Source organism: Candidatus Poribacteria bacterium, from assembly GCA_021295755.1.
GTDB lineage: Bacteria > Poribacteria > WGA-4E > WGA-4E > PCPOR2b > PCPOR2b.
In genome coordinates, this window is sequence record JAGWBT010000003.1 from 22,093 (window position 1) to 35,883 (window position 13,791).

Annotated in this window: 10 protein-coding genes and 1 pseudogene (1 of these 11 only partly in view); all 11 read left to right on the plus strand. The window is 48.4% G+C overall.

Translation table 11 applies throughout. The features are described from left to right. Positions 1–2,114 (plus strand): annotated as a pseudogene (gene pnp, locus J4G02_00880) (polyribonucleotide nucleotidyltransferase); it begins 92 nt to the left of the window's first position. A gap of 393 nt (positions 2,115–2,507) precedes the next feature. After that, a complete protein-coding gene (locus J4G02_00885) occupies positions 2,508–3,077 on the plus strand; it encodes a hypothetical protein (protein ID MCE2393150.1) in 570 nt (189 codons plus the stop codon). A 97-nt stretch (positions 3,078–3,174) separates the two neighbouring features. After that, entirely contained in the window at positions 3,175–4,227 is a 1,053-nt protein-coding gene (locus tag J4G02_00890) for a hypothetical protein (GenBank protein MCE2393151.1), read from the plus strand. A gap of 151 nt (positions 4,228–4,378) precedes the next feature. Then, the gene (locus J4G02_00895; protein ID MCE2393152.1) at positions 4,379–5,134 is read left to right on the plus strand and encodes an amidohydrolase; all 756 of its coding nucleotides are present in this window, start codon (positions 4,379–4,381) and stop codon (positions 5,132–5,134) included. Positions 5,135–5,142: 8 nt separating this feature from the next. Beyond that, positions 5,143–6,240, plus strand: coding sequence for a glycine cleavage system aminomethyltransferase GcvT (gcvT, locus tag J4G02_00900; GenBank protein MCE2393153.1), 1,098 nt, complete (start codon positions 5,143–5,145; stop codon positions 6,238–6,240). 13 nt (positions 6,241–6,253) lie between these two features. Then, positions 6,254–6,643 (plus strand): glycine cleavage system protein GcvH, encoded by a 390-nt coding sequence (gene gcvH, locus J4G02_00905; protein MCE2393154.1) that lies wholly within the window; start codon positions 6,254–6,256, stop codon positions 6,641–6,643. Continuing rightward, positions 6,636–9,569, plus strand: coding sequence for an aminomethyl-transferring glycine dehydrogenase (gene gcvP, locus J4G02_00910; protein ID MCE2393155.1), 2,934 nt, complete (start codon positions 6,636–6,638; stop codon positions 9,567–9,569). Before gcvH ends, gcvP begins: the two co-directional genes overlap by 8 nt. Before the next feature lie 60 nt (positions 9,570–9,629). Then, positions 9,630–11,027 carry a Trk system potassium transporter TrkA gene (gene trkA, locus J4G02_00915; GenBank protein MCE2393156.1) on the plus strand — a complete coding sequence of 466 codons (1,398 nt, stop codon included), beginning with the start codon at positions 9,630–9,632 and terminating at the stop codon, positions 11,025–11,027. Positions 11,028–11,103: 76 nt separating this feature from the next. Beyond that, on the plus strand, positions 11,104–12,540 hold the full coding sequence (locus tag J4G02_00920; GenBank protein ID MCE2393157.1) for a TrkH family potassium uptake protein: 1,437 nt from the start codon (positions 11,104–11,106) through the stop codon (positions 12,538–12,540). Positions 12,541–12,560: 20 nt separating this feature from the next. Continuing rightward, positions 12,561–13,031 (plus strand): hypothetical protein, encoded by a 471-nt coding sequence (locus J4G02_00925; GenBank protein ID MCE2393158.1) that lies wholly within the window; start codon positions 12,561–12,563, stop codon positions 13,029–13,031. Then, entirely contained in the window at positions 13,024–13,719 is a 696-nt protein-coding gene (locus J4G02_00930) for an HAD family hydrolase (protein MCE2393159.1), read from the plus strand. The genes J4G02_00925 and J4G02_00930 overlap by 8 nt, the downstream gene beginning before the upstream one ends. The last annotated feature ends 72 nt before the right edge of the window (positions 13,720–13,791 follow it).

The window sequence follows — 13,791 nt, forward strand, 5'->3', positions numbered from 1 at the left end:
CAAATCTAGATTTCTTCCCGTTAACCGTAGACTATCGTGAAAAATCTTATGCGGCAGGGCGCATCCCTGGCGTCTATGGTAGACGTGAACCGCGTCCGGGCGGAAGTGAACTCTTGACGGCGCGTCTAATTGATCATTGCATTCGCCCCCTTTTCCCTAAGGATTTCCAAGTCGAAGTGCAAGTCATGTGTACAGTGCTTGCATCTGATCAGATCCACCCCGCTGATGTCCCTGCTCTCATTGGAACATCGGCAGCACTCAGTATCTCTGACATACCCTTTAACGGTCCTGTTGGTGCCGTTACGATTGGAAGACTAGATGGAGAATTTTGCATAAATCCAACTTATGAAGAGTTAGAACGGTGTGAATTAGAATTTTTCGTCAGCGGAACAAGCGATGCAGTTATGTCTGTCGAGGGTGGGGCGCACGAAGTGCCTGAAGATGAGGTGATTGATGCGATTGTAGCTGCTCACCAAGAGATTAAAGAGATCACTAAACTTCAGGAAGGTTTAGTTGCACTTTGTGGGAAACCTAACCGCGAGTACAACATGAAAGAGATTGATGAAGGACTGAATTCGCGTATCCGAAACCTCGCTACAGAGAGGATTCGGGAGTCCATTGGTATGGACCAAAAGCAGGATCGCGAAGGCTATCTCGAACAGGTACAGGCAGATATCCTATCCGAAATTCTGGAGGATGTTGAAGTAGAAGATGATGAGCCCGAGGTCACAAAGGACGCTATGTCGATATTAGGTGACATCGAGAAAGAAGAGATGCGCCAATCAATCTTGAACGAAGGAAAACGCGTTGATGGACGAGGAGTCACGGATATTCGAGAAATTTCAGGTGAAGTTGGTGTCCTGCCTCGCGTACACGGTTCATCACTCTTTACACGCGGACAAACCCAAGCCCTTTGTGTGACAACGCTCGGAACCAAAGGCGACGAAGATGTGAACCGTAGCCTGACTGGAGAGGTTAGAAAATACTTCTTCCTGCACTACAATTTCCCACCATATAGCACCGGCGAGGTCAAGAGAATTATGGGGCCCGGACGCAGAGAAATCGGTCACGGTGCGCTCGCTGAGAGAGCGATTCAGCCGGTTATTCCTGATCGAGAAGAGTTCCGATACACAATTCGTGCGGTATCCGAGATTCTTGAATCGAACGCGTCTTCCTCCATGGCAAGCGTCTGTGGTGCAACCCTTGCGTTATTGGATGCAGGGGTGCCCATTAAAAAACCGGTGGCGGGCGTTGGTGTTGGATTGATAAAAGAGGGCGATAGCGAGGTTATCCTGACGGATATGCTCGGTACGGAAGATTTCCTCGGTGACATGGACTTTAAGGTCGCGGGCACGCCGGATGGCATCACCGCTATCCAGATGGACATCAAAATTGATGGTGTGACACCCGATTTGATGCGAAGAGCCATTCATCAAGCAAAAGATGCACGCATGGTTGTACTCGATAAGATGAATGAAGTTATTGACAAACCACGCGATGAGATTTCTCAGTACGCGCCGCGTATCTATGAGATCAACATTTCGCCATCTAAGATCAAAGACTTGATTGGTCCACGCGGCAAAACCGTTCAGGCTATTCAGGAAGAAACCGGTGTGACAATCGACATTGAGGACGATGGGAGGGTCGAACTTTCATCTTTCAATGCTGAAGCTGCTAACAAAGCCGAAGAGATGATTCTCTCCATTACTGCAATTCCTGAAGTCGGCAAAGAATACGCCGGAAAAGTTACCCGTATAACAGGATTTGGTGCTTTTATTGAGATTATCCCCGGCCAAGACGGATTGCTTCATATCTCTCAAATGGGAGATGGATACGTCCGACAGGTTGAAGATGTAATGAACATTGGTGATGAGGTGGCTGTGCGTGTCATTGAGATTGATGACCAAGGACGTGTTGACCTGACGCTTGCAAGCAACCCCGTAACTGAGGCTGCTACTTCGTCAGAGCGAGGGGAAGCGCGAGATCGGCCGGATTCACGTCCACGAGATAAACGACCAAACAGAGGACCACGTGATGGCCGCAATTCTCGTAACAACCGCAACAGCGATTCACGAGATCGCCGTCCACCAAGAATCCCCAAAGGTAGATTTTAGTACAGTGCAGCGATTGCTCAATGGGTGAGCAGTTGTCCTATTGGGCGAAACACCATCCATAGTGTGAGATGTGAGAAACCACTCACATCTCACCAATTAATTGTAACGTTTGGGGGGGTCTCAAGTGCAAGCCAAGTACCCCAACCGGAGGACGAGAGGAATAATTAACAGAGAACGGGATCTCCTCGATCAGAGATGGTTGGCTTATCTGTTAACATTTGTTCTGGTTCTTCTGGGAGTTGTTTTTGTTCTCGCTGTGACCCGTCGAGAATGGCTAATCCACCAAGCGAAGTGGATTGCTAGATCCGTGATACTAGGATTCGGTTTAGAATAGTCCACTCCTTCCTTATCCAATCCAATAGATACGGCAAATATTCTCTCCGGAGGTTGGGAATGAAACTTCCTCTCTTTTTTTCGTCCACCATGCGAACTTTCGGAAGATTCGCTGCTATGCTACGTAGTGTGCTTTCGCTAGGTGTCTTAATCCTCATCTTTGTCGTTTCGGGGTGCGGTTATGTGTCAACTTCAGACTATCTGAATCATATCAAAACAATTACAATTTCACCGATTGAGATTCAGGATCCAGATTTCACGTTTGATTCCGCCGGTAATCCACACGATGAAGTAATTCGACAAGCGTTCACTGACCGGTTTAACCAAAAGTGGCGCGATGGAAATGATTCACAGCTTGATATAATTATCTTGGATTACCATCTCGAACCCTGGCGTTATGATGCGAATAATCGACCTGAGCAATTTCGTATGAGTTTAGAGATTGAGTATGAATTTAGGGATCGGAAAGAGAACAAAATCATCGATCGTAGAGATAATTATGTTCAAATTCACGATTTCTATGTTGTTCAAGGGCTAGGGGAACCACCCGAAACGCGGGAAGAGGCACAAAAACGACTCATTGATGAATTAGTCGATGATTTCTACAGTACGCTTGCTGAACAATGGTAGGCTGATGGATGCTTGTTGCGGCTACGCCGAGAATGTCCCGATTCTGGGGATTCTCGCAAAGCGGAACTCGGAACAGCACTTGTGAGACCATAGGACTGTGACTTATCACGAATCACGTTTCACGTTTGACACTCCACGCTTTCGGATTTCTCGTCAATGGCGGCAGTATCTTTGGATCGTTTATGCATCTTGGATGCTACTGTTTACTTCGTGTCAGACGGAGCAAGGCAATTACACGGCTGTGAGCCAGAGTGGTCAGTATATCTATGGCGTTTGGAAAGCGCGAACCACTAAAGCAGCAGAAAATCTTTCGCGTGAAATCCACCAAGCGCCGACACAAGGGGTTCTTCAAGGTGATTTACTCTCCCAAATCACAACCGAAAAACCGATGGATTTATTGCCTGGAAGTGGAGAGGCAACCCACTGGGTCAGAGCCGCAAAACCGAGCGTTGATGTTGGGAAAGATTTGTACAAAAATGTGATCGGTGGCAACCCCGAATTATATCACAGCTACGGCTTTGTCGAAGGAGTTTCTGTCGAGTATCAAACCCCCCGACTCGGATCTCAGCCGTTTATTCTTTTAGAGGTTTTCGACATGGGGACTCCAGAGAACGCGTTCGGTGTCTATAGTCGCGATCGCTATCCACAGGATGAATTTGAATGGGTCGGCAGCAGAGCAATCATTTCTGGGCGAGAACTTAATTTCTGGAAAGGCAGATACTTCATAAAAATTGAGGGCTACGAATTGGCAAGTCAGATTAAACAGGGCATGGTTGAACTTGCTAAAGCAACTGCTGACCAGATCAAAGATCCATTGACACCACCACACCTTCTGACCCTTCTTCCTTCAGAGAACCGGGTGCCTCACAGCGAGAAATACTTCCCCTCCGGCGCGACCTTGAAGAAAATCCACCGTTTCCTGCCCAAAGGTTTGCTAGAATTCAGCCCAAGCGTAACCGGGTGCTCTGCTACATATCTACACAAAAAATCTTCTACCGACTGGATCGACACGATGACCGCATTTGTCTTACGCTATGAAACTGAGTCAGAGGCAAAAACCGCCTATGACATCTATCGAGACTACTTGGAAGCGAACGCCCCTGCGGTTGGTTCAACCCAAACCGGTGGAATTATTGTTAGGGAACAGTAAGGCTGCAGGAAGCAGGCACATATGGCTGCAAGGACGATTAGTGGGACAAAATAATTAAAAATTGCCTAATAAACAAGCACATCAAATTAATCTGTAAGTGGCAAACAAGTAGTCACCTTTCACGTTTTACACACTCAAAAGGAGATTAACCATGCGAGGAGATTTTGAAGCCTATTTGAACGACTCGTTCCGCGATGAGAACGGGCAATTGGATTTAGAGAAACTGTTGGTCCTTGAAGATGAAGCGGACATGGATGTTGCCGTCATCATGCCCAACACCCAGCCTGAACCGAACAATCAAGAACTAGGTGAGGCGATAAAAGACAATTCGCGTGCCCTCGGTTGTGCGCTCATCCACCCCACCGAAGATGACCCCGTTGGACAGGTCCGGAAAGCTGCAACTGAGTGGGGTATGAAAGGCATCAAGCTGATGCCAGCGGTTCACGGGTATAATGTTGATGATGAGATTGTCAAGCCGGTCGCCGAGGCAGCGCGAGACAATGGATTAATTGTTTCAATCCATTCAGGACCTGCAAATTGCCACCCTACACGCATCGGCAACGTCGCAAGCTGGATTCCTGAAGCTCCTGTTATTATGGATCATATGGGATTTCCCGATGACCTTGATGCTGGAATCGAAGCTGCAAAAGCGAACCCCAACATCTCTTTAGGCACAACAATCCTTCGCTTTCATCGACGTTGGGGCACAGATCCGGACCAAGTCGTTCCCACCGAGGTTAAGAAAGCGGTTGATGAGGTAGGTCCTGAACAGATTGTTTTCGGATCCAATACACCCGAATATCGTCCGATCCAAGTCATCAACGCCATTCGTCGCCTTGAATTGGGAGACGATGCCGAAGCGCTGATTTTTGGAGATAATTTGGCTCGGATTTATGGGTTGATGTAAAACCAAACGTGACAGAAAAACTCAAGCGCACTCCCCTCTATCATATTCACAAAGAACTTGGTGCAAGGTTGGTTGAATTTGGTGGATGGGAGATGCCTATGCAATATAGCAGCATCATTGACGAGCACCTGACCATCAGATCGAATGTAGGGATATTTGATGTCTCGCACATGGGGGAAATCGAAATCCGAGGTCCCGAATCCCTATCGCTGATCCAAAAGTTGATTACCAACGATGCCGCCAAATTGGTTGATGGACAGGTACTCTATACACCGATGTGCACCGAAACCGGTGGAATTATAGATGACCTGCTCGTCTACCGTTTCGCAGCCGACCGGTATATGCTTGTTGTCAATGCCTCAAATATCGAAAAGGATTTGGAGTGGATACACACGCACAATGAAAAGCGGGTAGAAATCGAAAACCGGAGCGACGAAACTGCTCTCGTTGCGCTGCAAGGACGAAATGCCCCTCAGTGCCTTCAAACGCTGACCGATGTCAACATAGCAACGGTGGATTATTATCGGTTTGCCGAGGGAGATGTTGCTGGAATTCCAACCGTTATCTCACGGACAGGCTACACCGGAGAGATTGGTTTTGAACTTTATGTCGAAGCCAAGCGTAGCGCGGATTTATGGACTGCTGTTTATGACGCAACAGATGCTATCGGTGGAAAGCCGATCGGACTTGGTGCAAGGGACACCCTTCGACTAGAGGCGCGATTGTGTCTGTATGGCAACGATATTGATGAGACGACAACGCCGTTGGAAGCCGGATTACGATGGACAGTAGCCTTCGATAAGGGCGATCTTATTGGTCGAGAGGCTCTGATTCGGCAAGATGACGAAGGAATTAAACGCCGGTTGATGGGTTTTCAAATGCTGGATCGCAGCATTGCACGAGCGCACCACGCAGTTTATCATAAAGATCGGCGCATCGGGGAAGTCACGAGTGGTGCGCCCGCACCCAGCCTGAAATATAATATCGGTCTTGCTTACCTTCCCATTGAAATAAGCAAGATTAACACCAAAATTGAAATTGAAATCCGTGGGAGATGTCATCCCGCAAAGGTAGTTAGAACGCCGTTTTATCAAGCACCGATTTAGGAGAGAAATTCAGATGTTTCCGGCAGATCTAAAGTACATGAAAAGCCACGAATGGGCGAGACGTGAAGGCGACATCGCTGACGTTGGTGTCAGCGACTACGCACAAGCAGAGATCCAAGATGTTGTCTACGTTGAGCTACCAGAGGTGGGAACAATTCTTGAGCAGCACAAAGCGTTTGGGGTCATTGAATCCGTTAAAGCAGCGTTTGATCTCAATGCCCCAGTTAGTGGTGAAGTTGTTGAAATCAATGAAGAACTTGAAGATGCACCGGAGTTAGTAAATGAAACCCCTTACGATGCCGGTTGGATGATTAAAATCCGTATGAGCAACTCAGGCGAATTGGAGGCACTCATGTCCGCAAGTGAATACCAAGCAATGATCGAAACAGAGGAAAATGAATAAACCGCTTCAATCCCTCAATTTTGCAGACACTTTTGTTGACCGCCATGTCGGTCCCCGTTTGGAAGACATTGAGTTGATGCTAGAAAAGGTTGGATATGCGTCGTTTGATGAACTGATTGAAGACGCTCTACCGGCAAGCATCCGTTACTATCAGCCGCTAAATCTCGGTAAGCCCCAGACAGAGTCTGAAATGCTCGCTGACTTGAGGCACATCGCAGCCCAGAATCAGGTCTCACGGTCGTTTATCGGAATGGGCTATTACAACTGCATTACGCCGCCTGTCATCCAGAGAAACATCCTTGAAAACCCCGGATGGTATACTGCATATACTCCGTATCAGGCTGAGATTGCACAAGGGCGGCTTGAAGCCCTATTGAACTTTCAGACGATGATTGTTGATCTGACCGGACTGCCGATTGCCAATGCCTCGTTACTAGACGAAAGTACAGCAGCGGCTGAAGCGATGGGAATGTGCCTTGCCGCTAGTAAGCGCGGTACTAGCAAAACGTTTTTTGTGTCGGAGACTTGTCATCCCCAAACAATCGGGGTTTTGAAGACCCGCGCAGAACCGCTAGGGATTGAATTGGTAATTGGAGATCATTGGACTGCTGTGTTTGACGAGCCCCTTTTGGGGGCACTCGTCCAGTATCCGGCGAGCGATGGTACAGTTTATGACTATAGTAATTTCGCTAAAAAAATTCATGATGCTGATGGATTATTAGTGGTTGCCACTGACCTTTTGAGCCTCACCCTTTTGAAATCTCCCGGCGAATTCAATGCTGATATTGCGGTTGGATCCACCCAACGGTTTGGAGTGCCAATTGGATATGGCGGTCCCCATGCCGCTTTCCTTTCAACGCGAGAGGAGTTGAAGCGTAGAATGCCGGGGAGAATTGCAGGACTTTCTCAGGATGTCGAAGGGCAGCCTGCAATCCGTCTCGCGCTCCAAACGCGGGAACAGCATATCCGCAGAGAACAGGCGACTAGCAATATCTGTACGGCACAGGTGCTCTTGGCAGTAGTGGCAGGCATGTATGCAGTCTATCACGGTCCCGATGGGCTTCGCCGAATTGCGGAGCGCGTACATCTGCTCACAGGTGTTCTCCGTGAAGGATTGAGGCGATTGGGATATGTGCTTGACGATAGCTGTTACTTTGATACATTCAGCGTCGATCTGAATTTACTAAAGGAATCGAGTTACGTCCGTAATGTCGAAACTAAGCAACAGCCGGCGAGTGCTCCTACTCCCGATGATCTCTTAACCATTGCTGACAAACATCGGATTAACTTCCGCGTTTTCAATCACTCCCGCGTTGGGATTTCACTAAATGAGACAACAACAATTGAGGAGGTCCGGGATCTCCTTGATATCTTCGCATTAGGGAATCCTCTTCCTTTTGCAGTCGAAGGTTTAGCCCTTCGAGCGCAATCGGAAATTGCTGAGTCATTGCAACGGAAAAGTGCTTATCTCACCCATCCAGTCTTCAACACTTATCACTCTGAAACAGAGATGCTGCGGTACATCCACAAGCTGCAGGAGAAAGATCTATCTCTGATCACATCGATGATTCCGCTCGGATCTTGCACGATGAAATTAAACGCTACCGCCGAAATGCTTGCAGTCACCTGGCCCGAGTTCAGCCAACCTCATCCGTTTGCACCCCTTGAACAGACAAGGGGATACCGAATTCTTTTTCAGCAACTTGAAGCGTGGTTGGGAGAATTGACAGGATTTCCCGGCATCTCCTTGCAACCGAACGCCGGCTCGCAAGGAGAGTATGCGGGGCTTCTAGTCATACGCAAATACCATCAGTATCATGGTGATAAGCATCGGGATGTTTGCCTAATTCCGCGGTCTGCACACGGCACGAATCCTGCCAGCGCGGTGATGGTGGGTATGCGGGTGGTAGTGGTTGACTGTGATGATGAAGGAAATGTTGACCTGCCGGACCTTCGAGCAAAGGCAGAACAGCACAGCCACGAGCTTGCAGCTGCAATGATTACCTATCCTTCGACCCATGGGGTATTTGAGGAACAGATTCGGGAGATTTGCGAGATCGTTCATCAGCACGGAGGGCAGGTCTACATGGATGGTGCAAATATGAACGCGATGGTCGGAATATGTCGTCCGGGAGATTTTGGTCCAGATGTCTGCCACCTGAATCTGCATAAGACCTTCTGCATCCCGCACGGCGGAGGCGGACCCGGAATGGGACCGATTGGTGTTAAAGCACATCTTGTCCCCTTTCTTCCAACCCATCCAGTTGTTCCGGTTAGTGGGAAAGATGGGATTGGTCCAGTTTCAGCTGCACCTTGGGGTAGTCCGAGCATTCTTCCAATCTCTTGGGGGTACATTTCAATGATGGGGGCGATGGGGCTCAAGCATGCAACGGAAATCGCAATTTTGAACGCGAATTACATTGCCAAACGCTTAGAACCTTCCTATTCGGTACTTTACAAAGGAAGCAAGGACCTTGTCGCGCACGAGTGTATCATTGATCTCCGTGACTTCAAGAAAACTACTGGCGTCGGAGCAGGTGATGTTGCTAAACGGTTGATGGACTACGGTTTCCACGCACCTACTGTATCGTTTCCGGTTATGGAAACGATGATGATTGAACCGACCGAAAGTGAATCGAAGGCTGAGATAGATCGCTTCTGTGAAGCGATGATCTCTATCCGGAAAGAAATCGCCGAAATTGAGGACGGTCAAGCTGATCGTTCCGACAATGTCCTCAAAAATGCGCCCCATACCGCGGTGCACGTTACACAGACCGAGTGGGTTCACGGGTATTCTCGAGAAAAAGCGGCTTTTCCTGCACCGTGGATCCGCGAACGCAAGTATTGGCCCCCCGTCGCACGAATTAACGAAGTTCAGGGGGATCGAAACCTTATTTGTGCCTGTCCACCAATCGACTCTTATTAACCTTGACTCTTAGTTCAAAAGTTCATTAATGAACTAATCATCCAATCAACTAATGAACCAATGAAAGCAATTATTATCGGCGCGGGGGAAGTTGGATTTCATACAGCTAAACTCTTAGTAGAAGACAATAACGACGTCATCCTCATCGATCAATCGAAGGAGGCTTGCCAGCGTATTCAAGAGCAGTTAGATCTAATAACGCTTGAAGGATCTGGGGCTTCACCATCCCTATTAGTAGAAGCTGGGATTAAAGAAGCAGAGCTGCTGATGGCGGTAACAAACTCCGACGAAATCAATATGCTGGCGTGCGTGATTGCCTCGCGACACGGTGTCAAGACAAAGGTCGCACGTGTATCTGATCCCGATTACTTCGCCAACGAAATGGATTTATCCCCGAAGGATATCGGAATCAATCTGCTGATTAATCCTGAACAACTGTGTGCGGAGGAATTCTTTCGCCTACTGAATATCCCAGAAGCCCGTGAAATTGTCGAATTTGAAGATGGCAAGGTACAGTTAGTTGCTTTTCAGGTAAAGCCCACCAACCCACTTCGAGGCACACCCTTCAGTCGTCTAGCAGATCACGGCATCCCCTCCGATTTACGCGTTACGGCAATTAAGCGCAACGATGGAACGACGATCGTTCCCAAAGGTCTGGACTTCATTGGCGAAGGCGATGAGGTCTTTGTCATCGGCAGTCGCGAATCAACCTCGAAGCTGCTTGAACTTTCGGGAGTTTCATTAAATCAAAAAATCCATCGTGTTATCATTGTTGGTGCCGAACGGATTGGGATATCCCTTGCACAAGCCCTTGAGCAGAACGGCACACAGGTGAAAATGATTGAATCTGATCGGAAGAAGGCCGAAGCTGCATCGACGATTCTGAGAAAAACCACCGTTTTACATGGGGACTACCTTAACCCCGGCTTCTTAGAAGAGGCTGGCGTTGACGGGGTAGACGGATTCGTTTCTGTAACGGGTGATGATGAAAATGATGTGATGGCTTGTGTCACCGCGAAGCAGCACGGCGCGACTCGTGTACTTGCCCTCGTTCAACAACCACGTTACCTGCCAATCTTGGAAAATATTCCAACCCTCGATGCTGCCGTAAGTCGCCATCTGACAGTGGTCAGCAACATCCTCCGTCTCGTCCGACGGGGACAGATTGTCTCAGCAGCAACCCTACGTGAGATTGATGCTGAGGTGATCGAGCTGGTCGCGGGACCCAATTCACAAATTACCTACAACGAGATCCAACACCTCGGCGGAATGCTACCAGAAGATGTATTGATAGGTGCTATTGTGCGACAGAATCGGGTGCTTATCCCTACCGGACAAAGCGTGGTCCAAGCAGGAGACCGCGTGATTATCTTCACCATGCCTGATTCTATTCCCGTTGTTGAAAAGCTCTTTGTGGAACCCCAAACTAAGCGTTTCCTCGGCAGGAAAAGAAAATGAACCATCCCATGATACCGTGAACCTAAAATTAGTCCTATATACACTCGGTAACTTGTTGATTTGTCTCTCTGCGGCAATGCTGTGTCCGTTGCTTATTGCCTTTTACCAGAGGACAACGGAGGGCGGATCTGACCTGCAAGCATTTATCCTCTCTTTTTGCATCACACTCATTGTAGGATTGGTACTCCGTCTTACAACCAAATCGAATCAAGGACTTGGTAACAAAGAAGGAGTCGCAGTTGTCTCGTTAGGCTGGGCAGTTACAGCGCTGTTTGGATCGCTTCCCTATCTTTTCGATCGTGTATTTGCAGAAGCCGGCAGGAATGGGTTGGTTGAATTCTCGTTCTGCTATTTTGAAGCGATGTCCGGCTTCACGACGACAGGAGCAACCGTTCTCACTGAAATCGAGCATCTGACCCATGCTATCCTGTTCTGGCGCAGCCTGACACATTGGTTGGGCGGCATGGGTATTGTTGTACTTGCTTTAGCAATCCTACCGATGTTAGGAGTGGGTGGGATGCAGCTTTATCGAGCAGAGGTGCCCGGTCCCCAAAAAGACCGTCTAACCCCCCGCATCGCGCAGACTGCAAAACTGCTTTGGGGTGTTTATGTCCTTATCTCTGCTGTCGAAATGCTACTGCTCCGGCTCGGTGGAATGACTTGGTTTGATGCCCTTTGTCACACCTTCGGGACAATGGCAACCGGCGGTTTTTCAACCCAAAATTTGAGCATCGGTCAATACAACAATGTCTACTTCGATGTTGTTATTATCGTCTTTATGTTCATTGCCGGAACAAACTTTTCTTTGCACTACCGTGCCTTACGTGGTGATTTCAACGGCTACGTCCGAGACCCGGAGTTCCGTTTCTACGGCTTGACGCTGTCTCTGTGTATAGGTTTGATTGTCTGGAACACGATGACCGCAAGAGTTGGTGAACAGATTGTGTTCGAGTCGTTTGGAACAGCCTTGCGCTATGCCTCCTTTCAAGTCGTATCAATCATCACAACGACTGGCTACGGCACCTTCGACTTTGAGTTGTGGCCCGCCTTATCGCAATTTATATTGGTTATCCTGATGTTTTTCGGTGGATGTGCGGGATCGACAGGCGGCGGGATGAAACACGTCCGTCTTCTCCTACTTATCAAACAGGGCTATGTCGAAATTAAGCGGCTTATACTCCCACACGCAGTGCTCCCCGTTAAGCTGGGCGACCGGGTTGTTCCGCAAGAGGTAATGGCACACATTCTCGGCTTTTTCTTCTTATTCATTGGTATCTTCGCAATCGTTACCTGCATCATGGCGACCTTGGGATTGGATCTGATTAGTGCTGCTGCTGCTACTATTGCAACGATGGGTAATATAGGTCCCGGGCTGGGATCTGTTGGTCCGATTGACAATTACGCGCATATCCCCACACTCGGAAAATTTATTCTTTCTCTCTGCATGTTACTGGGACGGCTAGAACTGTACACAGTCTTGGTTTTGTTCGCCCCAGAATTATGGAGACGATAAATACTAAAGCGAAAAAAAAGATGATTGATCCCGTCTACCTAAACGTCCTTCGCCAGATTCATGCACGGTTGTTCAACACAGATGTGAATTGGGTGGTCACAGGGAGTTTTGGGTTCGCACTTCAGGGGATCCCCGTTCAACCCAACGATATTGACATCCAAACCGACAAAGCGGGTGCCTATGAAATTGAACGCAGGTTCTCAGATGTAGTGATCAGGAAGGTCGAGTTTTCCGCTACAGAGCGGATTAAATCCCACTTTGGTGCATTGCAAATTGATGGCATTGAGGTGGAGATTATGGGCGACATCCAGAAATGGGGAGCAGATGGTGTCTGGGAGGAGATTGTAGATCCGGCACGTTATAGGCAAATGGTAGAGATTGCAGGATTCCTTATACCGGTCCTATCGTTAGAATACGAGTACCAAGCCTATTTGAAGTTCGGAAGGGTTGAGCAAGCAAAGATGTTAAGGAGATGGCTGGACAGTGGATAAGATCACAACCATTTCATTTGACGCAGATGGTACGCTGTGGGATTTCGAAGGTGTGATGCGTCACGCGCTGGGATGTGCGTTGGCTGAACTCCGCCGCCTCGTTCCTGCCGCTCCTGACTCCCTCTCCGTCGACACATTAATTGCTATTCGGAATCAAGTCGCAGAAGAACAAAAAAGCAGAGGTCTAACGCACGAAGCAATTCGGCTCGAAGCGTTCAAGCGAACACTTCAATTTATCGAAAATTCTGATGACGATCTCGCCGCTCACCTCCATGCGCTATACCTAAAACATCGATTTGAGGATATCCTGATCTTCGACGATGTGGTACCCATACTGGATGCACTGCAAGGGCATTATACGATGGGGCTTCTGTCCAACGGCAACACCTATCCGGAACGTTGTGGGTTGGCAGGCTACTTCCAATTCGTGGTGTTCGCTCAGGAGCACGACATTCAAAAACCCGATCCAGCACTTTTTGAAATTGCTATTGAACGTGCCGGGTGTGCAAAACGCCAGTTACTACATGTCGGTGATTCTTTTCAAAATGACATCATCGGTGCCAAGCAGGCTGGCGTAAAATCTGTCTGGCTAAATCGTCAGGGTGAAAATAATGGAACAGGGAAGCAACACGATTTTGAAATATCATCTCTAAGGGAACTGACACGGATCCTTGAGAACTTTCTTTGACCTACTCCCAACCCTCAAGGATTGGGATTCTCGCATTGCTTTGAGAATATCCGTCTCCCGTATAGACACACG

Bases quoted from the DNA above. Each gene is read 5' to 3' on its own strand.
- trkA (MCE2393156.1), top strand. From the start codon at position 9,630: ATGAAAGCAATTATTATCGGCGCGGGGGAAGTTGGATTTCATACAGCT.
- J4G02_00925 (MCE2393158.1), top strand. From the start codon at position 12,561: ATGATTGATCCCGTCTACCTAAACGTCCTTCGCCAGATTCATGCACGG.
- J4G02_00885 (MCE2393150.1), top strand. From the start codon at position 2,508: ATGAAACTTCCTCTCTTTTTTTCGTCCACCATGCGAACTTTCGGAAGA.
- gcvP (MCE2393155.1), top strand. From the start codon at position 6,636: ATGAATAAACCGCTTCAATCCCTCAATTTTGCAGACACTTTTGTTGAC.
- gcvH (MCE2393154.1), top strand. From the start codon at position 6,254: ATGTTTCCGGCAGATCTAAAGTACATGAAAAGCCACGAATGGGCGAGA.
- J4G02_00920 (MCE2393157.1), top strand. From the start codon at position 11,104: ATGCTGTGTCCGTTGCTTATTGCCTTTTACCAGAGGACAACGGAGGGC.
- J4G02_00895 (MCE2393152.1), top strand. From the start codon at position 4,379: ATGCGAGGAGATTTTGAAGCCTATTTGAACGACTCGTTCCGCGATGAG.